This window comes from Bacteroides sp. 3_1_13, assembly GCF_001185845.1.
GTDB classification, from domain to species: Bacteria; Bacteroidota; Bacteroidia; order Bacteroidales; family Bacteroidaceae; genus Bacteroides; species Bacteroides xylanisolvens.
In genome coordinates this window covers 1563517-1589262 of sequence record NZ_KQ236955.1, presented here as the reverse complement: position 1 = coordinate 1589262, position 25746 = coordinate 1563517, and the positions used below count along the sequence as shown (strand labels likewise).

At 42.4% G+C, this 25746-nt stretch carries 13 protein-coding genes; 4 read left to right on the top strand and 9 right to left on the bottom strand.

All coding sequences use genetic code 11. From position 1 onward, the window contains the following. Window positions 1-23 precede the first annotated feature (23 nt). The 4 genes from HMPREF9009_RS05710 to HMPREF9009_RS05695 all read right to left on the bottom strand — a co-directional run bounded on the left by HMPREF9009_RS05710 (window position 24) and on the right by HMPREF9009_RS05695 (window position 9103). Window positions 24-1922 carry a RagB/SusD family nutrient uptake outer membrane protein gene (locus tag HMPREF9009_RS05710; protein WP_049701684.1) on the bottom strand — a complete coding sequence of 633 codons (1899 nt, stop codon included), beginning with the start codon at window positions 1920-1922 and terminating at the stop codon, window positions 24-26. 21 nt (window positions 1923-1943) lie between these two features. Then, complete coding sequence (locus HMPREF9009_RS05705; RefSeq protein WP_049701683.1) at window positions 1944-5108, bottom strand: SusC/RagA family TonB-linked outer membrane protein; 3165 nt, start codon at window positions 5106-5108, stop codon at window positions 1944-1946. A gap of 149 nt (window positions 5109-5257) precedes the next feature. After that, window positions 5258-7195: a glycosyl hydrolase 115 family protein gene (locus HMPREF9009_RS05700; protein WP_317129552.1), complete on the bottom strand. Its 1938-nt coding sequence runs from the start codon at window positions 7193-7195 to the stop codon at window positions 5258-5260. A 351-nt stretch (window positions 7196-7546) separates the two neighbouring features. Continuing rightward, window positions 7547-9103 (bottom strand): DUF6377 domain-containing protein, encoded by a 1557-nt coding sequence (locus tag HMPREF9009_RS05695; RefSeq protein ID WP_232313570.1) that lies wholly within the window; start codon window positions 9101-9103, stop codon window positions 7547-7549. 413 nt (window positions 9104-9516) lie between these two features. Between HMPREF9009_RS05695 and HMPREF9009_RS05690 the strand changes: the two genes are divergently transcribed. Both HMPREF9009_RS05690 and HMPREF9009_RS05685 read left to right on the top strand, forming a co-directional pair. Then, window positions 9517-11331: a glycoside hydrolase family 2 protein gene (locus HMPREF9009_RS05690; protein WP_049702265.1), complete on the top strand. Its 1815-nt coding sequence runs from the start codon at window positions 9517-9519 to the stop codon at window positions 11329-11331. Between the two features lie 131 nt (window positions 11332-11462). Beyond that, entirely contained in the window at window positions 11463-13019 is a 1557-nt protein-coding gene (locus HMPREF9009_RS05685; protein WP_049701680.1) for a sulfatase family protein, read from the top strand. A 102-nt stretch (window positions 13020-13121) separates the two neighbouring features. Here the strand turns inward: HMPREF9009_RS05685 and HMPREF9009_RS05680 are convergent, their stop codons facing one another. The 5 genes from HMPREF9009_RS05680 to HMPREF9009_RS05660 all read right to left on the bottom strand — a co-directional run bounded on the left by HMPREF9009_RS05680 (window position 13122) and on the right by HMPREF9009_RS05660 (window position 21037). Further along, the gene (locus HMPREF9009_RS05680; protein ID WP_008024201.1) at window positions 13122-14648 is read right to left on the bottom strand and encodes a sulfatase-like hydrolase/transferase; all 1527 of its coding nucleotides are present in this window, start codon (window positions 14646-14648) and stop codon (window positions 13122-13124) included. Between the two features lie 561 nt (window positions 14649-15209). Beyond that, window positions 15210-16589, bottom strand: a complete 1380-nt coding sequence (locus tag HMPREF9009_RS05675) for a sulfatase family protein (protein WP_049701679.1) — start codon at window positions 16587-16589, stop codon at window positions 15210-15212. A 34-nt stretch (window positions 16590-16623) separates the two neighbouring features. After that, a complete protein-coding gene (locus HMPREF9009_RS05670; protein ID WP_004305236.1) occupies window positions 16624-18000 on the bottom strand; it encodes an arylsulfatase B in 1377 nt (458 codons plus the stop codon). A 55-nt stretch (window positions 18001-18055) separates the two neighbouring features. Further along, window positions 18056-19426 carry a sulfatase family protein gene (locus HMPREF9009_RS05665; RefSeq protein ID WP_049701678.1) on the bottom strand — a complete coding sequence of 457 codons (1371 nt, stop codon included), beginning with the start codon at window positions 19424-19426 and terminating at the stop codon, window positions 18056-18058. A gap of 18 nt (window positions 19427-19444) precedes the next feature. Further along, window positions 19445-21037: an arylsulfatase gene (locus HMPREF9009_RS05660; RefSeq protein WP_049701677.1), complete on the bottom strand. Its 1593-nt coding sequence runs from the start codon at window positions 21035-21037 to the stop codon at window positions 19445-19447. Between the two features lie 301 nt (window positions 21038-21338). On the opposite strand from HMPREF9009_RS05660, the gene HMPREF9009_RS05650 reads away from it, so the two are divergent. Next, window positions 21339-23123 (top strand): glycoside hydrolase family 2 protein, encoded by a 1785-nt coding sequence (locus tag HMPREF9009_RS05650; RefSeq protein WP_049701675.1) that lies wholly within the window; start codon window positions 21339-21341, stop codon window positions 23121-23123. A gap of 9 nt (window positions 23124-23132) precedes the next feature. After that, window positions 23133-25694 carry a hypothetical protein gene (locus tag HMPREF9009_RS05645; protein WP_049701674.1) on the top strand — a complete coding sequence of 854 codons (2562 nt, stop codon included), beginning with the start codon at window positions 23133-23135 and terminating at the stop codon, window positions 25692-25694. The last annotated feature ends 52 nt before the right edge of the window (window positions 25695-25746 follow it).

Here is a 25746-nt window from a genome sequence, read left to right as displayed (position 1 = left end):
AATATCAAAATATTAAAGTGTTATTACCAACCGGGATTCTGCTGCAAATTGTGAAGTGCATCCACATCGTGTTGCGGCAACGGATACCAATAGTTGCGCATATTCGAGAATCCGCGAATTTCCTTCTCCATGTCAAACACCGTATAAGTAAAACTTGCCGGACGTGTACCAGACTTTCCGTCAGCTGAATCTTCATAACTGCCTACAGGATCGAAGTAAACTCCCTTTATCGGATAAGGTTCGTTAAACAGTGTGTGCATGATCATCCAACGACGAACATCCCACCAACGGTGGTTCTCAAACATCAGTTCTACTCCCCGTTCCCGACGATAGGCTTCGCGGAACTTTTCGGGATCAGACACGATGTCGGAAGGAATATCCGTCACACCAATACGATTGCGAATAGTATTAAGGGCTTCTTCTGCCGACATACCACAGTCTTCTACTTTAGCAGTCGCACTTCCGGTAGCTTCAAAAGAGGCTTCGGCAAAATCAAGGTAAAGTTGCGTAGCACGGATAAAGACGGTTTGAGCAATCTTTTGCAGGAACGGTTTGGTTGTTCCTAACGTTTGATCATGGCGATAGTTTGCTTCCGGCCATAAAAACTTCCGGCACATAAATCCTGATAATTGTCGTCCGTTGGTATGTTTCGAACTTCCATAGTTATTGTAGGCTGTGCAACCTCTCCACAAACGAATGTAATAGGGCTTGCCACTTGCATAGGTTCCCCAAGTATCACCAGGAATAAGAATGTTGTTGTAGAAACGAGGATCACGATCAATGAAAGCATGTTCCGGGTCGAATTTGTAACCCGACCGGGTATCATTAATCGGATAATAAATACCATCTGCTCCTTTGCGCTCGTACATATTTACCGCATTCAGTGTAGGACAAGAAATAGCGAATGATTCCGAGCCGGTTCCTCCCGTCATATCAGCATAAAGCCAGAAAGCACGTGCGGTCTTGGAACGATCGCTATCACTGGGTATTCTGCGTCGCCACCAGATAGTCTCTACACGCTTGAGTTCCGTATCGGGAAACCAAAACAGGTTCATATACTCATCGGCAGTTGCCAGTCGTACACCTGTTTTCGCTTCATTCTGCTTCATATAGGTGATAGCTGCCCATGCAGCCTTTGCAGCCGCCTTTGCACGTTCCTGATCATAGCTTTTTATTTGAACAGAGTTCAGGTCGTTCTGCATCAATGGACTGGCGTCATAAAGCAAAGCCATCTCTTTGAATGCCAGAGCTGCTAATTTAGTAGGACGGCCATACTGATTGTCCGGCCATGTATCGGGCAGCATAGAAATAGCTTGGTCTATATCACCCACCATCCATGCGCTACTTTCGTGATAAGTGACACGAGGAATGTCATCATCACCACCGGCAAATAGTACATCAAGAATCGGCATGCCTCCATAGCGCTTGATAACGTTGAAATAGAACCAAGCACGATAGAAATAGGCCTGCCCTAAAATTTCATTACGTTGCTCTCCCGTCAATGGTACTTTATCAATATTAGCAATGACCCGGTTCACTATACGTATGGCGGGAAGTGCTTTGCCAATAGGAGTATTATTACCATTTCCAATCTCTGTCACATTGGCGGCCTTATCGGTAGTTAGCCATGAGCCGGAAAAAAACTTGGCAAAAACGGTTTTATTGTATGTCGCAGACATTTCATCCGCCATTACACCTACATACGTGCGTTGATTCTTTCCATCATCTGCACCTTCAAATGTGTTATAGGCTTCCAATTTAGGATATACTTGATCCAAAAATCCACGGATGGACTCATAACTGCTATATACAGCCTCTTCCGTCAGCCCACCGGAGTCTTCGCGTTTATCCAGAAAGTCTTCGCAACCTGCCAAAAACAGGAAGAGTACTCCAACCACTGCGTATTTATATGTTTTCTTCATTGAATTCATCGTTTTAATAGATTAAAATGAAACTCGCACGCCCGAAGTAAACGAACGTAAGATAGGATATTGGACTTGTTCGCCCTCGGGATCAATACGGTCGTCGCCGCCCCACCAGGTGAGCAGATTGTTTCCGGTGACGTAGACTTGCAAACTCTTCAACCCTACCGTTTTCAACCACTTCTTGGGCAAATTGTATCCTAATTCCATGGTTTTCAGTCTCAAGTACGAGAAGTTTTGATAGCGGTAAGTACTTTCGGTTCCGTTAAAAGCACCGTCATTTGTCAGGTGTAAAGCAGGTGCTCTCACACCGGTAGTATTGGCAGTTTCGGGTGTCCACGCATTCATCACATCAGGCTGCGCATTAATTTTCCCGGATTTAAACGAAGCGGAATAAACAGAATTTACCAATTTATAAACACCGGTAGGCGCGTAAAACATAGCACTAAAACTCAGCCCTTTCCACTCAAAGCCCAGATTCAAGCCATACGTGTGTAACGGATAGTTGAGCTCGTCTACTGCCACTTTGTCCTGACCATTGAGAATTCCATTGGAATCGAAGTCAATGTAGATAAAGTCGCCAGGCACCACCTGACCGGGAGCTACCGAATTGATGGAACCGGTCTGTGCGTTATTGAAAACATCGTCGATAGTTTCATAATTACCCACTGCCAAATAGCGGTTTTGATGCCCGATAGGTTTTCCCGCCTCTTTCAAATGGTCGGGACCGTTGACAGGGTCATCGCGAAATACTACCCTATTCTCGCTCGAGGCCAATGTGAAACCTACATGATAACGGAAATCGGAACCTATTTTATCGTTGTAATGCAGTTCTAATTCAAGCCCATGGTTCTTGGTGGAACCAATGTTTAATGCATTGAACTTGGCTCCCGTAATGAAAGAAGTAGTTTGAGGCTCCATCAGAATGTCTTTACGTTTTTCGTCAAAAAGGTCGAGCGTGATGTCAAGCTTGTTCCACAATCCAATCTCAATACCCAGATTTTGTTTCGTTGATTTCTCCCACGTGGAATTGAGGTTGGCTACATCTCCTTCATGATACAAAGGCCCCCAAATCTGACCGGAAGCATCTGTACCCAACGTGATGTTGCCGTCCGAAGTAAACTGCTGTATATAGTTCCACCTCTTGGCACCTGCATCGGAGCCTACCTTACCCCACGAATAACGGAACTTGGCATTTGTAAGTACCTTGCCTATGCTTTTCTTGATAAACGGTTCTTCCGAAAGCCGCCATCCCAAGGAGAACGAAGGGAACAAACCAAACCGTTCTCCACGGGCAAACTTCTCGGAACCAGTATACGAGATATTCATTTCCGTAAGGTAACGCTCTTTCCAGTTGTAGGTGACACGCCCCACCCAGTCTTCATTGTAGTTAGGGAAACGCATATATTGGGTATTGTTCTCCGTGTACCTTTCGTCATAGATTTTACGGTTGACCAAAGCAAGCGCACTTACATTATGATCGTTGAAAGATCGATTATAAGCAACAGAAAATTCATAATAGAAACGACGCGTATAGGCATCCAATCCGTCCCACATAGTCACACCGGGAGGCAGAGGCACCGATTCGGAAGTCGGAAGCCTTTTATCTTCTATCATCGGATAGGTGATGGTCCCATCGGTATTGACCACCGGATTGGCATAATCATAGACTCGGTGATACCGGACAATGGATTTTAAGGCTTGATCGGCAGAGCCTCCTCCACGATAAACATCGGTATTGGTAGTCGACGAAGACGAATAAGATACTTTTGCAGCCACTTTCAATCCTTTGGTGATGAAATCCAGTTTCTGCTCCAAAGATGCATCATACCACCCCTGAAACGTTTTACGAAGTTTGGCACCTCCCAGATTCATGTTGGCCACCGGATTCTTTTCTTCATCATCACCCCAATTGCCATCAGAATACATAATCGGATGGTCGCTAGTGGATTCGGTCAGAATACGATTAAAGGGACTGTCGTTATCAATCGACTTGTTACGATAACCCATGCTACCGGCTATGTTAATGGATAGCTTGGTAGACTTGGTGAAGTTGAAGTCGAAATTCGACCGCCAATTGTACCGTTTGTAGGTATGCCGCGGATCAAAGTCGTCATTCTTTTTCAGGTCGTAAATATCTCCATCACCCTGATAACCCGCCGAAGCAAAATATTTCATATAGTCGGTTCCACCACGTATGTTGATATTATAGTTTTGAGTAAATCCGCCCGTTATCAATTCATCCCACCAGTTAACATAGGGAAACACATCGTTGTAAGCTCCATAGTTGCCTTCTGCATAGGCTCTGCTCCATGCATCAATGGTAGATTGTGGTATCAACTTGTCCCAACTGGCATCGTTGGCCATTGCCATGTTATAGGCCTGCATGGCAGTAACGTGATCAGCAAGCTTCATGCTTGTGGTCGGTGATTTAAAAGTGTAATTGGCAGAAAAGTTGATGACCGGAGCCGTATCAGTACCTCTCTTGGTTGTGATAAGGATAACGCCATTACCACCACGAACACCATAAACAGCTGTTGCCGAAGCATCTTTCAACACGGAGATACTTTCGATTTCGTTCATGTCAACATCATTCATGTTACGCTCGATGCCATCCACTAACACCAACGGATCGGTATTGTCCCAAGTACTTTTCCCACGAATATACATTTTAACCTCATTGTCGCCCGGCATGCCCGACGAATTGATGGCTACCACTCCATTAAGCTTTCCTTGCAGCGCTTCGGATACCGAGTTTACACTACCACCTTTCATCAGTTCGTTACCACCGGTTTGCGTGATGGAACCTACGCTGGTGACTTTCTTCTGCACTCCATAACCCACCACTACAACTTCCTCCAATTGCTTACTATCCTCTTCCAGAGAGATAATAGCATCCTTTTTCAAGTCAGCTACCTTTAAAAGTATCTCCCTATATCCGATATAAGAAATCTTTAGCACAGCATCGGGAGTCGCCGTTAATGTAAAATGACCATCCACATCGGAAATGGTTCCATTCGAAGTTCCCTCAACGGTGATATTCACACCGATCAAAGGCTCATTACTTTTTGCGTCTACTATTTGCCCTTTGATGCTGTGATTTTGTCCCCAAAGCAAAGGAGGAGAAAGCAACAGGGACAGAAAAAGCAGGCACATCCACTTTAGTTTCATGCTTTGATGTCTCATAGTGATTCTATTTAATTAACAAATTTATTATGAAGCGAATTAGCATTTTAATATATTACGCCTTTCGCCTATTAAAATATATCATTCAATCAATGACCTCATCATATTCTTTCCCAAGGAGAGAAAGAATATGATAAAGATTTGCCTTATTATATTTTGTTACGCAGTTCTCTTAATAGTTTAAGCTTGGCTGGAATATTAAATTTACCATCTGCCGAGTCGCCGGCATACCAAGTTGAGAACACTCCTTCTTGGGTATCATATAGTGCATCACGCGCCTCTTCCAATCGCCGGATAGCAATATCCAGGTTTTCTGCGCGCTTACTACTTTCTTTTTCTTTATAAGCAGAGACAAAATGATATAATGAATGGCTCAATGCTGCCATATAATGACAAGGAGCAGCCAAATTATCCCTAAAAAAACGTTGGTCTTGCTTTGGCAAACGTTTTAAAAGATTCTCACAACGTTGAGAGACTTCCTCAAAACGCACAGCTGTCTTTTTCATACCTGCAATCAATGAATCAACTTGGTTATTGCCATCAATGCGGAATGAACGTCCGGGAACCCGTTCAAATCCTATGTCATAGAGCGGATTCGGAGAAAAATCGCTAAAACGTTTACCTATCTGATCGAAAACACGGGAATAACGCAAATCCTGGAATAAAAACTGACGTTCCATTCCCGGAAATTCAGACGGTTTCTGCTGCCAATAAGCATAGTAATAGTCGTGATAAAGCTTGGCTACTTCTTCAGCATATTTTTGTCCAAAATATTGAGAACAAAAATCAATCAAGAAAGAATCTGTATTATATGCTTGCATATCCCACATCATACGAGCATTAGCGGACATTTCCATCACAAACTCCCTTAAATTACCGGCATTAACCACCGAAAAAGTTAGCGGACCGCGGGTATTCACATAACGATAATTGGCTTCCATTTTCCAAGGGCCTTCTGCAGGAGCCAGATGGGCGCCGGTTGAAGTAAATTGGAGATTCATATAATAACCTAGCTTCACTTGTTTCGTCGTATCGAATGAGACCAAATCATCATAAGGATAATGATCTCTCCGTCCTGCAACAAAAGTCCAGAGCATATTTTTACCAGTTGGAGGTTGTAAATAACCTTTAGCCAACAAATCAGAAAGCTCATCATAAAAGGTCATTCGCACGAAAGGATCCTCTTCACCGGTTGCTTTTTTTATCATAGCCAGCTGTATACGGATCATACGGTTAATAATATCTGCACGTTCCTTATCATCTTTCGGCGCATCAGAGAAGGCGGCCCAAAAAGGTTGGTCATTTACACCACGAAAAGCAATCTGCCACAAGTTTTCCTGTTTGTTGCGACATACCGTCTCTATACTATATTGCCAAAACTCAATCAAAGCTTTCTCATTCGACAAAAGTAGCTCCGGTGGTTCGACGCCACGTACTTTTCGCCAATATCCTGCCCAATTCATTAAATTATTGTTGCAAGCAACATGATGGTGAGAAGTTAGTACAAGTCCATATTTGCGTAATAAAGCAGCCTGACTATTCAGTTTATAATCAGGATAAGTAACCGTTGCCTCTAATTCTACCGTATTCAGTTTTAACCGAAGCATCGTTTCAAGCCACAGCTCATCATTCTCTTTTGACAACCGCCTCCAAGGTTTGAACAAATCTGTATCATTAGGAAACCATGCGCGATACCTGACTTGTGGTGACTTCTTAAAATAGTCAAAGCTCGATTTTATCTCTACCTGTTTCTTATACTGTGGTTCCCACGAGCAAAAATACCATAAGGGCGGCACTCCTAAAAATAACTCGCTAAAAGTATAAATGGCATAAATAGCTCCACGCATATCCTTTCCATGAAGATAAATGCGCTTTTCTTCCGGGCTACAATATACCCTGTGAGATTCAAAACCATCCAAAGGACGGATAAATCGTGACTGAAACAAAGGGTTATCCACCGCCTCATTTATAATAACAATATCGATTTGCTGTGTATCATCAGTATTCTGAAAGATTTCAGGTTTATAATGCATCACCTTCTCAAAATCTTTGCATAAAGTTTTTGCTGCCAATTTTACTGGCTCCATTTCGTTCTTGGATAGTAGAATCTTGAAATTTCCTTTCTGCAGCTTTAAAGAGGAATTTGTATCTATTGCCAGAGACGGGATGGAAACCCCAAATAAAGCAATTAGATGTAATAAGAATAATCTGCTGTAGTTCTTCATACTTTTCACGGTTCTTTGTTGATTTAAGCCATTTACATTCTTCGTTAATCGAAGCATAGGCAAAATTAGAAATTACCTACCGAAAAGTATAAGGTTACACCCGCTGTATAATAAAAATATAGGGTTTTATAACCCATATAGCACTATTAATCAATTATTTATCATTTCACAACAAGGGTGAAAATATAGGGATTCGCACATCCTTATATAACCCTAAAGACCTATTTTTCTGACATCTTTTTCAAAATTTGCAGGATCAACTGCTTTATTTCGAGTGCGAACTCTATAATTATAAACTGTATTCACAGAATACCCCAAAATCTCCGAAATCTGTTCAGATTCTGTAATTCCCAACCGGATCAAGGCAAAAATACGCAAGGTAGAATTTAATGCACCTTTATTTTCCAGAACAAACTTATCATCTGGTTGAAGCAATGAATTGAAGCTCTCGACGAATGTCGGGAACAGAGACAAAAATGTCCGGTCAAAATCGGCAAATGCACTTTTCCTGTTAAAATCCGAATTCAGATTATGAATCATCGAGGAAAGAGAATCATACTGTTTGCTATCCAGTTTTTGCTGTCCTACTAATACAAAATTATCGAGCTGGTTGACCAGTTTAAAAGTAGCATCCAGATAATGTCCTATATAAGAGTTCTTAATCCGGTTTGCTTCCGACAATTTCAAATTCAACTTTTCCAATAATTGGCGAGAACGCCGCAGATGCTTCATCTGCATCAAAATGTAAATGATAGCTATTATTAATACAACCGCAAAAACAGAACTTAAAATAAAACTATCTTGAAAAGTCTGCCGTTTAACCTGCTCTATACCCAGTTTTTCCCCAACAAAAACAGGGAATAATGTTCCGATAACGTTAATCCTATGACGCGTTCCATAAAAAGTTGCGTCTTCAAAAGCCTCATTTATATATTCGGAAGCAAGATTCACATCATTTTTATAGTAGTATAGCATAGTCGCCAGTCCTCTCATAGACACTGATTCTTTTGTGGCACTACGGATATCATTTACAGCTGCCTTCACATAATAGTGAATAGCCTCATCATTCAGTTCCAGTTTACGGTTGACATACGCCATCGTGGACAAAAGAACAGAAAGCGTTTCCGTATCAGTAGTATCACATAGTTCCAAAGAGCGTTGATAAAGTTGTTTGGATTTAGCTAACTTATCTTCTTTCAGAGCTACTTTTCCTCTTACATAATAGATTGTCGACGAATCGGAAAGATAAGGCAAACTTTCCATCAAAAGTTCATTCCCTATTTGGTTATACCTGGATGAAAACACATTATCCTTAGTATAATCTGCCAAATCGTGGTAAACACGTCCAAAGCTAATATAATAGTCTGACAAGACCTTTGCAGGCAGTACTTCTTTATCAATTCGAATAGAGGAAAGCGAATCGATAGCTTCTTTAAAAAAGCCTCCTCGCGCTAAAATATATCCCAATCGGGTTCTGGCATCTACTCTATATGCGGAGCTGTCTATATCATTAGCTATCCTACACAACTGGGTAGCATAATGAAAGGCCGAATCAAAAGAATATAACTTAAATTCATTATACAAATCTACATTGACCTGAAACTTTTCTTCACATGTCATCCTGTTCGAATTAGTATTCAAGAAGTTCCGGATAGAATCTATATCATTCAATTTCATTTGATTATACACATCTTTCTGTTGCAAAGCGAGTGACATTTGTTTAGCAACTTCCTCCCTATATTGAAATGGCTTTCCACTTGTACAACCCATATAAAATATAGAAATAATAATAAAGAATATTATCCAAAAGTCCCAAACGTATTTTTGTCTATGTTCCTGCATAAATATCAAATAAGAATAGATTAACAATCATCGGTCATACAAAAATATATAAAATCTCATATAAAAGAAACTTTTAAGACTATTATATTTTTGTATCCTGATATTACATTACAAAGGTGTACATTATTTCCAATATCATATAAAAATAACGGTTCAATAAAGAATAAAAATCAGTCAATTCCCCTTTTATACCACCAAAAACTCTTTAATTTGGTCAAAAAGAAGAGAATTTATTGTTTTTTGAACGGCAAATTTCCTTTATTCTCTTTTAATTCCCCTTTCTTTGCAATATCCTTTTAAAGAATTTATATCTAATAACTAACTATATTTATACCATGAACATGAAAAAGAATTTTCTAACAATGCTGCTTGCATTGGCTTTATGCAGTTCGACTTTTGCTCAATGGAAACCTGCCGGTGACAAAATCAAAACATCGTGGGGAGAACAGCTTGACCCTAAAAACGTATTGCCGGAATATCCGCGTCCTATCATGGAACGCAGTGACTGGAAAAACCTGAATGGGCTTTGGAAATATGCAATCACAAAGAAGGGTGATCCTACACCTGCTGCTTACCAAGGCGATATTCTTGTTCCTTTTGCCGTAGAATCGTCTTTATCAGGCGTAGGTAAAATGATAAACGAGAAAGAAGAACTGTGGTACCAACGTACTTTCGACGTTCCTTCTGCCTGGCGTGGTAAACAAATCCTGTTGCATTTCGGTGCGGTAGACTGGAAAGCAGAAGTTTGGGTGAATGATGTAAAAGTAGGTGAACACACAGGCGGATTCACTCCTTTCTATTTCGATATTACTTCTGTACTTAATAAAGGAAATAATGACCTGGTAGTAAAAGTATGGGACCCTTCAGATCGTGGCGAACAACCCAGAGGAAAGCAAATAGCAAATCCTCATGGCATTTGGTACACTCCGGTTACAGGTATCTGGCAAACAGTGTGGTTGGAACCGGTAGCAACACAATACATCACTAATCTGAAAACTACTCCTGATATTGACAATAATTCTGTTAAGGTAGAAATTGCCGCTAATACGACCTCTGCAGACAAAGTAGAAGTAAAAGTATTCGATGGCAAGAACCTTGTAGCCAAAGGCGCAGCGTTGAACGGAGTACCTGTTGAACTGGCAATGCCGGCTAATGCTAAACTGTGGTCTCCGGACTCTCCTTTCCTCTACAACATGGAAGTGACTCTGTATAAGGACGGAAAAGCAATAGACCAGGTAAAGAGTTATACGGCTATGCGTAAATATTCTATCCGCAAAGGTCAGAATGGTATCACTCGCCTGCAATTGAACAACAAAGACTATTTCCAGTTCGGTCCGCTCGACCAGGGATGGTGGCCTGACGGTTTGTATACTGCACCGACAGATGAAGCATTGGTTTATGACTTGAAGAAGACGAAAGACTTCGGCTACAACATGGTACGTAAGCACGTCAAAGTAGAACCTGCACGCTGGTACACTCATTGCGACCAATTAGGATTGATTGTATGGCAAGATATGCCGAACGGTGGTCCTAGCCCACAGTGGCAGGCACGCAACTATTTCAACGGTACGGAAGTGATTCGTTCTGCTGCTTCTGAAGCTAACTACCGCAAAGAGTGGAGAGAAATCATCGACTGTCTGTATTCTTATCCGAGTATCGCCGTATGGGTTCCTTTCAATGAAGCATGGGGACAATTCAAGACTCCGGAAATCGTAGCATGGACTAAAGAATACGATCCTAGCCGCCTAGTGAATCCTGCCAGTGGTGGTAATCACTATACTTGTGGCGATATTCTCGACCTTCACCACTATCCGGGCCCGAACATGTTCCTTTACGATCCGAGACGCGCTACCGTATTGGGTGAATATGGAGGTATCGGCTTGGTAGTAGAAGGAAACACTTGGGTGAATGACAAGAAAAACTGGGGTTATGTGAAGTTCAATACATCGGACGAAGTAACGAACGAATACATTAAGTATGGCAAACATCTGTTGGAATTGATCCAGAAAGGATTCTCTGCTGCCGTATATACCCAGACAACAGACGTAGAAGGTGAAATCAACGGTCTGATGACTTATGACCGTAAAGTTATCAAGATGAATGAAGCTAAAGTCAGAGAAATCAACCAACAGATCTGTAACTCTCTGAATAAATAGGAAATAGCAAATTAAATAAATACTCTTTTCCTTGTTGAATATCAAGACAGCACCTTTGAATTTTTAAATTCGAGGTGCTGTATTTTCATTTATAATAAGAAAGCTCTCCCATTGTCATCAGTCAGAGAGCAATGTTTCATTTAAAGGAGATTTTTATGAACAGCAAGCATATCTTCTTATCCACCTTAGTCGGTCCCTTAGTAATTCCGTCACTCAATGCAGCCGAAACCAACAGACCCAACATACTATTTGTCATTTCTGACGACCAGTCTTACCCGCACGCATCGGCCTATGGTTCACCCATAGCTAAAACACCGGCATTTGATTTTGTAGCCCGTAACGGCTGGTTATTCAACAATGCGTTCGTTACTTCTCCTGGAAGCAGCCCTTCGCGAGCTTCTATCTTAACCGGACTTTATCCCTGGCAAATAGCAGAAGCAGGCACTCATGCTTCCTCCTTCCCTGCCGAATATAAATGCTTTCCTGATATTTTGGCGGAAGCAGGTTATCATGTTGGCTGCACAGGGAAAGGATGGGGCCCCGGCGACTGGAAAATATCGGGACGAAAGCATAACCCTGCAGGTCCGGAATACAATAAAAGACACATTCAACCTCCTTTCAAAGGAGTGTCCAATACCGATTATTATCAAAACTTTAAAGAATTTCTCCACGCCAGAAAGGAGAAACAGCCTTTCTATTTCTGGGTCGGTTCACGTGAGCCGCATCGTCCTTATGAAAAGAATAGCTGGAAAAAAGCCAATAGAAAACTGGCCGATGCAAAAGTTCCTTCTTTTCTTCCCGATAAGGAGGCCATAAAAGGAGATTTATTAGACTATGGAACGGAAATAGAATGGTATGACAGCCAATTATCCCGTATCCTTGACACATTGAAAGAAGAGGGCGAATTAGAGAATACCCTGATTATTGTCATGGCAGACAATGGAATGCCTTTCCCCGCAGCCAAAGCAACTTGTTTTGAATATGGTATCCATATTCCAATGGCTATATGCTGGATAGGTAAGATTAACGAAGGAGGTATCAGCGATGAATTTGTAAGTGGTGTCGATCTGGCCCCAACGATCCTTGATGCAGTCGGTATACCAAATAAAGGGCAAATGATAGGTATCAGTCTACTACCCTATCTTCAGAAAAAGAGAAAAGACACAGGAAGAACGATGGTTTTTGCAGGAAGAGAACGTCATGCTTCTGCGCGATATAATAATTGGGGATATCCGAGCCGTGCATTAAGAACAAAAGATTTTCTTTATATCAGAAACTTCCGTCCGGAGAGATGGCCTGCAGGTGACCCTTGCGCTATTGATAAAAAAGGGAAACTAGAAGCAATGCATAGTGCTTATTACGACATAGACCAATGTCCGGCATGGGACTTCATTGTCAGCAACAGAGATGACAGAGAAATATATCCTTATTTTCTGAAAGCAGCAGGGAAACGACCTTATGAAGAATTGTATAATGTATCTACCGATCCCGGTTGCCTTCATAATTTAGTTGGAAATGGTAAATGCACTGAAAAGCTAAATAATCTACGTAAAGAAATGGACAAATTACTTAAAAAGACCAAAGATACACGCTACTTAGATGATCCGACTCAAGATGACATCTGGGAAACTTATCCGCGTTTGAGTGGAGCAATGCGTACCTTCCCAGCACCTTTGCTCACTGACTAACATCATTCAGGCACGAATTACACGGATTAATAGGGACAAGTTTATTCTCTTTCCGTAAGATCCGTGTAATCCATGCCTACTAGTAAAAAAGTATACAGTATATTATATTCCCTCCTCTTCCTGCATGAAGATCTTTACCTGATTCCAACTATTCTTCGTATCATTCGATACTTTTTCACCAGGAGTAGAACGGCCATTCTCTACATATTGCTTCATAGCCCGTTTCATTTCTTTCACCTCATTTTCGTAACGCTTATCACCGATAATGTTTTCTTTTTCCGAAGGATCTTTCACGATATCAAACAATTGCATCGGAGGGAACTTCGCCACATCAGAAGGTTTGACAGGATAGGAAAAGCCACCCGAACCTCCGTAGAACACCAATTTCAGTTGGGAAGTACGCAAAGACAAATACCCCTCTCCCGCTTCGTGCACCAGGTCTTTACGTGCAGAAGCACCTTTCTTACTCAATATCGGCCACATACTGTAACTGTCAACAGCTTCTTCTGTCTCCAAATTGTGGTTAAGCATTTGGGCAAAAGTGGCATAAAAGTCTATCAATGAGACTAGAGAGTTGTTTGTCTCTTTCCCATATTTTCCTTTCCAGGAGACAATAAGGGGAATTCTGTGTCCGCCTTCGTAAATATCGCTTTTGTAGCCTCTGTAGATGTAACTAGGAAAATGTCCTTTCTTTTCCATATCTTTCACTCCGATATAACCGGCACACCCATTATCCGAAGCAAAGACAATGATGGTATTATCCAGTTGCTTGTTCTTCTTCAATGTTTTTACGATTTGGCGCACCATGTCGTCTATCATGACTACGAAATCGCCATAAGGACCGATACTGGTTTTGCCCTGAAACTCTTTCGAAGGCAATATAGGGGTGTGAGGAGCAGTAATAGGCAAATATAAAAAGAATGGTTTCTTGCTGTCTTTCTGCTCATTGATGTAGTTCAGGCTATGACGAATGATGTTGGGAAAACATTCTTCCGGCTTGAAATCGGCCCCTGCCAATCCTCCGTGCATCAGTAAAGCCAGATTCTTCTTTTGGGGTTCTATCACATGATCGGGGATGGAGGTCACTTCATCATTCTCTACATATACATAAGGAGAAATATCCAATGATGCCGGTATGCCGAAATAGTAATTAAATCCTCTGTCGGTAGGTCCGTTTTTGATCGGAAGCGAGAAATCTATATCTTTCATGCTTCTGCCATTTCCTGTATATCCCCAACTCCAGCCCAAATGCCATTTGCCAATACAAGCAGTATTATATCCATTGGCAGAAAACATTTGCGCGATTGTGCAACGTTCAGGATCAATCATTGCAGGCGAATCGCCATCAAGACCACCTCGTTTCAGCTTGGTTCGCCACGGATACCTTCCAGTCAGAAGAGAATATCTGGAAGGAGTGGATAAAGCGGAAGAAGCATGGGCATCCGTAAAGGCAATCCCGTGCTCGGCCAGTTTGTCAATGTTAGGAGTATGGATTTTAGATTCGGGATTAAAGGCCGAGATGTCTCCATAACCCAAATCATCCGCCAATATAAATACAATATTGGGCGTTTGCGCTTTTACAGCAGCAGCTGTAAGAAGTGCAGAGGAGATTGTGATTAGTTTATTCATATATTGAATGTATTAAAGCTATAGTTTATGTATGATATAACCTATCTCTTCATGTTTTCCAACCGACATGCCCGGATTATCTGACTGACATTTCAATCGTTCCACTCCAGTAGACAAGTCTTTTCACTCCAGTGAACGAATCTATGCACTCTAGTGAACAACCCTCGTCACTCTAGTGGAACGATAGAGATGCTCTATCAATAACTGGACGATAACGAATGAAAAACATGCTGGCATAGGGTTGTTTGAATGATAAGTACCTTTCATCTGTTTTCAATGTAAATAAGATCAGCAACCATCGTCTATGCAGTCATCATGAGAAATGTATGAGAAATGCAGGATGAATACAGGGCAGATGTATGAGAAATCATTGAAAAACGAATGAGAAATAGCCGTTTTTTCGTTAAAATATCTGTAAAAAGTATGAGAAATGCCTGTATAGAAAGCATTTCTCATACTATATACCACTGATTATAAACTCATTATCTAGATTTTATGAGAAATGAGAAATAAAAAAGATAAATCTCTTTCAGAGAGCAACAAGCGGTAGCATTACGAATATTATACATTGGCTGCTTTCTTCTGCCTATTCTTAGGAGCACGCGGCCGGTCTTTATCAGCTCCAGTATCATTTTGCTGTTTCATCCATTTTTGCAGTTCCATCGTCAGTTCTGCCTTCTTCTTACTATATTTCTTCACATCCGCCAGATTATTCATTTCGAACGGATCTTTCTTGATATCATATAGTTCGAACTCGGGACGATTCTTATAGCGATTCATGATTTTATGTGCCTGATCCGTGTCCTGTGCTTTCCACGAGAGATACCATTCTGCCTTTTCAATATGCTTTTCTACGTATGTTTCCTTCGGAGTCAAGTTCCAGATGAGACGATAGCGTCCGTCTGAAATAGAACGGATTGGATATGCCGGACCTTCCGGAACATTGTTGTGAACATGATAAGCATACTTATGGTGTGTCTTTGTTTTCCCTTGAAATACATCTACCAGACTCTTTCCATCTATTACGTCAGGCACCTTTCCGCCTGCAACATCGATAAATGTAGGAAGAAGGTCTTCATATTGCACAATAGCGGAAGTCTCCGTACCGGGTTTAATGACACCCGGCCAGGAAGCCACCATCGCCGACTTGACACCGGCACTCCAATTGGTCCATTTGGCTCCGGCAAATTGCGTACCTTGCTCGGATATGAAAATGACAAGAGTGTTCTGCAGCAGATTCTTTTCTTTCAGAATCTGCATAGCGTCACCCACCTGTTGATCAAGCAAGCCGACTTCTGCCAAATATCTGGCATAGTATTCACGTGTTACTTCCGTGTCGATAAACTGTGGCGGCAACTGAAGTTTCTTCCGGTCGAAGACGGAAGCGTCACCACCTGTCCAGGGAGCGTGCGAATTAATAGATGCCAAGACAAGGCAGAAAGGTTGGGAAGCATCACGTTCCATAAACTTCTCGATACCTTTGGTATGATAGTCAGTGTTTGGGCTTGTACATCCTTTGGGGAATCCCGGTACATCTTCGAACGGGAAGTTAGCCAAAGGTTTGATATGCCACTTCCCGGCCAATCCAACTCGATAACCCAGATTTCCCAGATAAGTAGGGAGAGATTTTACATCGGTATTAACCGAGCTATGGTTGGCGTAACCGCCATGATGCATCGGATACATACCTGTATAAACACAATGCCGGGTAGGCGTACTCATCGAAACAGAATTATACGCACTGTTGAACTTTATCCCCTGTCGAGCCAATGCATCTATATGGGGAGTCTTGTTGTTGACCGCTCCGAAACAGCCTATATCGTAATAAGAGCAGTCATCGGCTATGATTAATAATATATTAGGCTTCGAAGGAGTTTGGGCAAACCCATTCCCTATCGCCAATCCGCCTAAGAGGCATAAACTAATCATTGATTTTTCCATCTTGTATTATTTTCAATTCATAGGGTTAACAGATTCAACGTACTACTTTCCATTCTTTAGGAGCTTTGAATCCGTCACGACCTTTACCGTAAGGTACTTCCGGTATACAAGGAGTGATCGTGTCATATTTCAGGGCAACCTCATACAAAGCTTTCACAATTTTCTCGTTTCCTGCGCTGGCATTTTTCTTTTCGTAAGGATCTGTTTTATAATCAACCAGGAAGTCCTGTTTCAAATCCAGTCCCGGTTTCATACCTTTTCTTATCAGTTTATAGTCTTTATTGACTACTGCTCCGTGTCCCAGATAAAAATCGCGGTCGATACAGGCCTTTTTACCGTTTAATACAGGGAGGATGCTGATACCGTCATATTCACGTTTCGGACGGCTGTGATCTCCTACCAAATCTTTCAATGTGGGAACAAGATCAACAAAACCTGTCACCTGTGAACTCAAGTTCTTATATTGTTTCTCTGCCTTCTTCCAATAAAGAACAGCAGGTGCATGTACGCCTCCATCCCACTCGTCAAATTTATGTCCACGCAAAGGTCCTGATGAGGATCCCGGAACACCGGCAGTGCCGTTATCACTAAAGAAGATAAAGAAAGTGTTGTCCATAATTCCTTTCTTCTTCAAGGCATCTACAATAGCACCGATTCCCCTGTCCATACAAGAAACCATTGCACTGTAAGTCGCTTTTTTCTGTTCTTTCGGTGTCAGGCTGTCGAAATTGTCTGTATAGAGTTTTATATCTTTTTCCTGTGCCTGCAAAGGTGTATGAGGTGCATTATAGGCCACATACAACATAAACGGACCTTCTTTCTCGTATGCATCGATACAGCGGATGGCTTCTTTGGTTATCAATTCGGTAGAATATCCTTTGTCGTGGCAGGTTTCCCAGTCGTTGTGCCAGTCCAGTTCACCTTCACGCGTCAGGTCGAAATAATCTATCGCACCGTTCAGATGACCATAGAAATGCGAAAAGCCCCTATTCATCGGATAATGCACTTTCTTGGTATGTCCCAGATGCCACTTACCAATAATGGCTCTGTTCTTATATCCGTTACGTGCCAGCATATCGGCCATCGTTTCTTCATTCTCATCCAGTCCGTCCTCACGCCAGGGCGGAATAACAGCCGAACGGACACCAAACCGGTTCGGGTAACGTCCCGTCATCAGTCCCGCACGGGTGGGCGTACTGATGGGAGAAGTGTAAAAGCGTTCGAGTTCCACTCCTTCGCCTACCAGAGCATCCAGACAGGGAGTCTTGATTTCACTACCATGAAATCCTACATCTCCCCAACCTAAATCGTCGGCCAATACAATCACAATATTAGGACGCTCTGTCTGCGCATGAAGAAATGCCGGAAGCAGAGTACATCCACAAAGCAAACCAAAAAATTCTTTTTTCATGATATACGATTTATAAATAACATTCTGTGTTTTATTCGTTTTGATGTGTGACGGTTCATTTTCTCTTTCCCGGCATGTGTTCGAAGGCACGCATCTCGGTAGGTTGTCCTTCGTCTCCACAATCCTTCATCCAGCGTTTCAACTCTTTATCCAAGCGGCTGATGGTAGAAGCTTGTTTCGCGTCCTCCGCCAGATTTTTCATACAATACGGGTCGTTCTTCACATCATACAATTCGATAGCCGGACGATGCTGGTATTTAGTCGTCATCGCTTTTGCATGACTATCCGTTTCTGCCAGACTTTGCCACTCCTTAAACAAAGGAGATTTTGTTTCAACATTCTGGAAAGTAGCTTCCGGGGTGAGATTGACAATATATCTGTATCGGCCGTCGTATACCGAACGGATGCCATAATAAGGCGATCCGGCATTGATGCCTCTCGTGGTCTGAAGGGAGAAAGAATATTTCTTGTGTGCTTTCTTCTTGCCTGTCAATACCGGTTTAAAGCTTTCGCCATCTACTTTTGCCTGCGGCTTTCCTCCTATTATGTCGACAAAAGTTGGGACAATATCTACATATTCCACCAATGCGTCACTTACGCTTCCCGGCTTAACCACTCCCGGCCAACGAACGATACAGGCAGAGTGTACCCCCGCATCATAACAAGTCCATTTGGCAAAAGGCAGGCTGTTGCCTTGTTCGCTCAAATATACGACAACAGATTTATCCGTCATTTTTTCCTGATCCAGGATAGAAAGGACATTACCAAATTCCTGATCCATATAATTGATCTCTGCCAGATAATGGGTAAACAACTCGCGAGTCTGGGGAATATCTACATACATAGGAGGCAGTGTCAGTTTGTCCGCATTAAATTGAGAGGCATCGCCTTTATTCCAGGGAGTATGCGGTTGATTGGAGGCTACAAACAGACAGAAAGGTTCGCCTTTCGCCTTGCAATCGGAAATAAATTTCTGAATTGCTTCAAAATTCAAGTCCCCACCTTTCAAAGGAGGTACATAAAGGTCGAAAGGAAATACTGATTTCGGGGCAATATGCGATTTCCCGATCAACGCGACTTTATAACCCAACGGTTGCAGATGATGTACAACGCTCAATGTTCCTTCATTGGCACAAGTGTGATTGGGGTAAGCTCCGCTGCGTACAGGCCATACACCTGTATATAGATTATGGCGGGTAGGCGATGACATCGGAACAGCCTGATAGGCTTGTGTGAAGCGTACTCCCTGTGTGGCAAAGTGGTCGATATTCGGAGTCTTCGAATCAACACTGCCATAACAGCCCAAATCATAATGAGAACAATCGTCGGCTATGAACAATAGGAAGTTCGGTTTTTCCGTTTGCTGGGCGAAAGACAGGCTGGTAGCTCCCAAGGCTACGGATGCACTTACTAGTAATTTATTCATTTTGTGTTCCTCCTTTATTTATTTCTTCGGATGTTTCGGTAATACAAAGTTTGAATTCGCCCATTTCTCCCATTCGGCAACTAACTTGGTAAGCACTTCAGGGTGCTGTTCTGCCAGATTGTTACGTTCGGTACGGTCTTTAACCACATCGTACAATTCCCACTCTTTTCCTTTTTCGTCGCGGATTGCTTTCCAGTTTCCCCAGCGGATCGCTCTATTGTTCTGATGTTCCCAATACATATATTCATGGATAGAGTCTGCTTTCTTTTGAATAGCAGGGAAAAGGCTGCTGCCTACCAATGGATATATTTTGTTTCCACCGTGATAAGTTTCCGGATAGGCGGCTCCTGTTGCTTCCAGGATGGTCGGCATAATGTCCGGCAGATAACCGGGAACACGGCACCATTCACCTTTCTTATTCTTCAGATTGCTTTTCCACGACACGATGAGAGGGGTAGAAATACCTCCTTCATAAGAACGGCATTTGTATTTACGGAACGGAGTATTGGAAACCTGTGCCCATGCTCTTCCGTAAGAAGGGAACACGCTACAAGCCGGATTGTTGATTTCAGACACTTTCCCGCCTCCCAATTCAGCGTATGGCTCGGCACAAGCACCGTTATCGGACAAGAACATGACAAGCGTATTATCCAACTTACGGTTCTTCTTCAGGTAGTCCAGCAGTTTTCCTACATTATAATCTACACAATGCACCTGCGCTGCATAAACGGCCATCCGGTAGGCTACTTCATCTTTTTCCTTCTCTGTCAGTTCGTCCCATTTCCGATTTTCCCATTCGGCAAACTCTGTATTCGAGTCGATAATTCCCAACTTAGCCATCCGCTTCCGTCTTGCTTCACGAATTTCATCCCATCCTTTCTCACGATAGATCTTCGTGAATTTTTGAATGTCTTCTTCTTTTGCCTGCAACGGCCAGTGAGGAGCGTTAAATGCCAGATATAGGAAGAAAGGTTTATCATCTTTCTGCTCATCAACAAAGCGAATCGCGTAATCGGTAAATGCATCTGTTGTATAATAGGGTGCTTCCGGCTCCGGAAGTTTTGTGTTGTCAAGGGTTAAGCCGCGTCCTCCCGATGGACGGAGATAACTGCAAGCTCCTGCCAAAATTCCGTAGAAGCGTTCAAATCCCCGTTGTAAGGGCCACTTTTCTTCTCCATGCATTCCCAAATGCCATTTACCTGCCATATAGGTATGGTAGCCGCCTTCTTTCAGAACTTCGGCTATTGTGACACAATTGCGGTTGAGGAATCCTTTGTATCCGGGTACACCCCAATCATTCGGACTCTTCTGGCCGGGATTTTTAAACGGGTCTTCGGACATCTGACCGATACCTGCCTGATGTTGATATAGTCCTGTCATTAAACTGGCCCGGGCGGGGCAAGAACGTGAAGTGTTGTAGAATTGTGTGAAACGTACTCCTTTAAATGCCAATGCATCAATATTAGGGGTCAGTATTTCTCCACCATAGCAGCCGATATCGGAATAACCCATATCATCTACCATAATCAGTACGACATTCGGCTTCTCTTGTGCCGAACAAAACGATGCCATCAGTAAGGGGGCAGTCATTAAGAAATTCTTCTTTACCATAGTATTATCAATTATCTGGAAAACAAAAGTAGAGAAGTTTAAGGAAAAGGAAGGAAAAATGCTAATCAATAAAGAACAAAATCAGGTATATGTGATACCCGAAAAGAAAATTCCCTATTTAAAAGACAATAGTTCCCTTCTATTTTCAACATTTGATTCAATGTTACCACCAATGTTTTTTAGAATGAACAGCTTTTTTCTTTTATTGAACAATATGTTTCCTCTTTTGTATGTCAAATGTCCTATCTTTGTATAAACTAATACACTTTGCGCACAAAACGCAAAACAAAAAAAATAAATAATGAAAAAGGCACATCTGATTTTGGCCGGCTTATTGTTATCCTTTACATTAAACGCAGCCAATGATATTCCTCGTCCGGAATATCCAAGACCTCAATTTGAAAGATCCGAATGGATTAATCTCAACGGTGAATGGTCATACGAGTTCGATTTCTCCAATTCGGGGAAAAGCCGGCGGTTAACAACAGCCAAGCAATTCAGTAATACGATTACCGTCCCTTTCTGTCCTGAAAGTAAACTGTCAGGAGTGAATTATACCGATTTTATCAATCAGATGTGGTACCAACGTCCCATATCCATACCTTCCGACTGGGAGGGAAAGAAAATCATACTGCACTTCGGAGCGGTCGATTATTATGCAGAAGTCTTCATTGACGGGCATTATGTAGGCAGTCATTATGGAGGAAGTTCTTCTTTTTCAATGGATGTAACTCCTGCTGTCAAAGCGGGACAAAAGCACAACCTAGTTGTTTATGTCACGGATGATGCCCGTTCAGGGCTTCAAACTATCGGTAAGCAATCTACCCGGATATCTCCTTATGGATGTTTCTACTCCCGTGTCACAGGTATTTGGCAAACCGTATGGATGGAAGCTGTTTCTCACTATGGTCTGAAATCAGCCGTAACCACTCCGGATATTGATGAAGAGCAGTTAATCATCACACCCGAATTTTATCAGGCATCCAATGATAGGACGCTTCAAATCACCTTGTATGACAATCAGAAAAAGGTGGTTCAAAAAACTGTAAAATGTAACAACGGAACTCCTGTCATCCTTCCCATTAAAAACATGAAACTCTGGAGTCCCGAAGATCCACACCTTTATGATATTGTCTACAGTATCAAAAGTCCGACCGGAGAAACCGTAGATGAGGTAAAATCTTATATAGGTATGCGTAAGGTGCATACGGCAGATGGAATGATCTATTTAAACAATGAACCTTACTTTCAACGCCTCGTCTTAAATCAGGGATATTATCCGGATGGACTCTGGACTGCTCCAAACGACGAAGCTCTGAAAAATGATATTCTATTAAGCAAAGCTGCCGGATTCAACGGAGCACGTCTTCATCAGAAGGTATTTGAAGAAAGATTCCATTACTGGGCCGACAAATTGGGATTTATAACTTGGGGAGAATCTCCCAACTGGGGGATGAATATCAAGAACGAAGTAGCATCACGCAACTTCCTTAGCGAATGGGCAGAAGTTATCACACGGGATCGCAACCACCCGTCAATCATCACCTGGGTTCCCTTCAATCAGCCGCTTGAAGACGCATTAACCCTCCTGACGGGTACAATGATGCGCCTGTGCATCGGTACCTATCAACTGACCAAAGCCATAGACCCTTCACGTCCTGTGAACGGTATTGCAGGAGATGTGCATTTCATGAGTGATATATGGAGCATCCGAAACTACGAATCTGATGCCATGCGTTTTGCACAGCACTTGAAGCCTAACAACAGAATGGCATTTTACAACAACCAGCCTTTTTTCATCGGAGAATTCGGAGGTATACTTTGGACAGAATCTACCAAACGGGATAACTCATGGGGGTATGGAGGTATGCTCACCAACGAAGAAGGATTCTACGAACGGCTGGAAGGGTTGATACAGACAATAGCTTCCTCACCGGACGTTACAGGATTTTGCTACACGCAATTGACCGACATTGATTTAGAGAAAAATGGAATTTATTATTATGACCGACGTCCCAAGCTGGATATGCAGCGTATTAAGACTATCTTCGAAAAGATTCCAAGCAGACCGAAAAAGATAAAATAGTAAGCTATCATGAAGAACAAACTATTCATACTGATACTCATTGTATGTAATCTCCTGACCGCGTATGTGTCAGGAGAAGTACCTCCCGCCAAGGTTGTATTCCAACAATACATGAACCAGGCACAAACATTTGCCAACAACTTTCCACGGGAGAAGGCGTATTTGCATTTTGACAATACGAGTTATTACGTCGGAGATACGATCTGGTTCAAGGCTTATGTCACTCTTGCTGAACAACAGACTTTCAGTCAGATCAGTCGTCCTCTATATGTAGAGTTGGTAGACCAGACAGGGCATATAGCAGATAAACAAATCATCAAACTGACACAGGGAGAAGGAAACGGACAATTCATTCTTCCCCCTTCCATGTTATCCGGCTATTACGAGGTACGTGCCTATACCCGCTGGATGCTTGCTTTTAATGAACCACAGTACTTTTCGCGCACTTTTCCTATTTATCAACTGACAAATAGTGATAAGCTGGAACGTAGTATCACGACTTACGAACTTAGTTCGTCGATGGAGAACCGTCCGTCGGAAACAGAGGAGAAGTTAAATGTACGCTTTTTCCCTGAAGGAGGACAATTAGTGGAGGGGGTGACTTCGCAAGTGGCTTTCAAGGCGGAGAGTAAAAATGAAGGGAATATCGAATTATCGGGAACGATCTATACCAAAGAAGGGGCAGAAATCACTTCTTTCGAGACTTTGCACGATGGAATGGGGCATTTTGAATATACACCTTCCGCACAACCGGCTGTTGCTAAAGTCGATTTTCAAGGGAAGAAGTATGAATTTACCCTTCCACAGGCATTGCCTAACGGGTATGTTTTGAGCACTGTCAGTAATGCCGGTGCCCTTTTGGTGAGAGTTTTCTGTAATGCCGCTACTCCTCAAGATACACTGGCTGTATTTATCAGTCATCAGGGACGCCCGTATGTTCATCAATTGATTAGTTGCCGGTCGGATGCTCTGCAGGAGTTTATTCTACCCACCCGTAAGCTACCGGCAGGCGTACTGCAAGTCAGCCTCATCAACCGGGCAGGCAATACATTGTGCGAACGTTTTGTCTTTGCCAATCCGCGTGCTCCCCTGCAAATATCGACAAAAAAATTGAAAGAGGTGTATGCTCCCTACGCTCCCATCCGTTGTGAATTGCAAATAAAGAATGCTAAGGGGGAACCTGTGTCCGGAGAATTGTCGGTCAGCATCCGGGATGGTGTCCGGTCGGATTATTTGGAGTATGACAACAATATTTTCACTGACCTGCTATTAACCTCCGATTTAAAAGGATATATCCATCAACCCGGTTATTACTTTGCGTCTCCGTCTCCGCGGAAGCAAACCGAACTGGATGTTTTATTGATGGTGCACGGATGGCGTAAATACGACATGAGCCAGGCCATCTCTACCGCTCCTTTCACTCCGCTTCAATTGCCGGAAACACAATTAGCACTGAACGGGCAGGTGAAATCAACCATTCTCAAAAATAAACTGAAAGATATTGCGCTTAGCGTGATCGTAAAGAAGGACGATCAATTCATAACCGGAGGAACCGTGACCGATGAAAACGGCCGTTTCACCATTCCGGTGGAAGATTTTGAAGGAACGACGGAGGCAGTGATCCAAACCCGGAAAGTCGGTAAAGAACGTAATAAGGATGCTTCTATCCTGATCGACCGTAATTTCTCCCCCGCTCCGCGGGCTTACGGCTACAAGGAGCTTCATCCAGAATGGAAAGACTTGGCCTACTGGCAACAGAAAGCCGAGAGTTTTGATTCTCTATACATGGATTCTATCCGAAAGGTAGAAGGACTTTATGTATTGGATGAGGTGGAAATAAAAAGTAAACGCCGGCAAGGAAGTAATATGGCTACTAAAATCAATGAGAAAAGCATCGACGCTTATTACGACGTACGCCGTTCTGTAGATTTATTACGTGACAATGGGAAGATTGTCACAACTATTCCGGAATTAATGGAAAAGTTGAGTCCGCAATTCGATTGGGATCGTAGCAATGACAAGCTTACTTATCGGCAGAAACCGATCTGCTATATTATGGATAATCACATTTTGTCCGAAACAGAAACTCAAATGATGTTGACCGAGGTGGATGGATTGGCCTCTATCATTATTAGCAAAGGCACTGGAGGTATCGATGACGACATTATCCAAAATACAAAGATGTCCGAGGTGACCGATAGCACGGGAGTCGATATAAGCAAACTGGATAAATATAGTGTTTTCTACCTGATTCCCCTACCCAGACGCGATGTGTTGAATAAAAGTCAGAGTGCCGTACTTGGTACCCGACAAACCGTTATCCAGGGATATACCCGTCCTTTGGAATATTATTCTCCTGCCTACCCGACCAAGGAACTGTATATGGACAAAGTTGATAAAAGACGGACGTTATACTGGAATCCATCCGTACAAGCTGATGAAAATGGAAAAGCGGTGATTGAATGCTATAATAATCAATATTCCACTCCATTGATTATTCAAGCGGAAACGCTGGGAAAAGATGGACAGATAGGAAGTATGAGGTATTCTACCATTGGACAAATAGAATAATATTCCTTACTACAAAAGAGTAAGTATACGAACAAGAACATTCTGAAAATTT

Excerpts from the sequence above, each read along its gene's own strand:
- HMPREF9009_RS05710 (WP_049701684.1), bottom strand. The coding sequence starts at position 1,922 with ATGAAGAAAACATATAAATACGCAGTGGTTGGAGTACTCTTCCTGTTT.
- HMPREF9009_RS05705 (WP_049701683.1), bottom strand. The coding sequence starts at position 5,108 with ATGAGACATCAAAGCATGAAACTAAAGTGGATGTGCCTGCTTTTTCTG.
- HMPREF9009_RS05700 (WP_317129552.1), bottom strand. The coding sequence starts at position 7,195 with ATGGAGCCAGTAAAATTGGCAGCAAAAACTTTATGCAAAGATTTTGAG.
- HMPREF9009_RS05695 (WP_232313570.1), bottom strand. The coding sequence starts at position 9,103 with ATGGGTTGTACAAGTGGAAAGCCATTTCAATATAGGGAGGAAGTTGCT.
- HMPREF9009_RS05690 (WP_049702265.1), top strand. The coding sequence starts at position 9,517 with ATGAAAAAGAATTTTCTAACAATGCTGCTTGCATTGGCTTTATGCAGT.
- HMPREF9009_RS05685 (WP_049701680.1), top strand. The coding sequence starts at position 11,463 with ATGTTTCATTTAAAGGAGATTTTTATGAACAGCAAGCATATCTTCTTA.
- HMPREF9009_RS05680 (WP_008024201.1), bottom strand. The coding sequence starts at position 14,648 with ATGAATAAACTAATCACAATCTCCTCTGCACTTCTTACAGCTGCTGCT.
- HMPREF9009_RS05675 (WP_049701679.1), bottom strand. The coding sequence starts at position 16,589 with ATGGAAAAATCAATGATTAGTTTATGCCTCTTAGGCGGATTGGCGATA.
- HMPREF9009_RS05670 (WP_004305236.1), bottom strand. The coding sequence starts at position 18,000 with ATGAAAAAAGAATTTTTTGGTTTGCTTTGTGGATGTACTCTGCTTCCG.
- HMPREF9009_RS05665 (WP_049701678.1), bottom strand. The coding sequence starts at position 19,426 with ATGAATAAATTACTAGTAAGTGCATCCGTAGCCTTGGGAGCTACCAGC.
- HMPREF9009_RS05660 (WP_049701677.1), bottom strand. The coding sequence starts at position 21,037 with ATGGTAAAGAAGAATTTCTTAATGACTGCCCCCTTACTGATGGCATCG.
- HMPREF9009_RS05650 (WP_049701675.1), top strand. The coding sequence starts at position 21,339 with ATGAAAAAGGCACATCTGATTTTGGCCGGCTTATTGTTATCCTTTACA.
- HMPREF9009_RS05645 (WP_049701674.1), top strand. The coding sequence starts at position 23,133 with ATGAAGAACAAACTATTCATACTGATACTCATTGTATGTAATCTCCTG.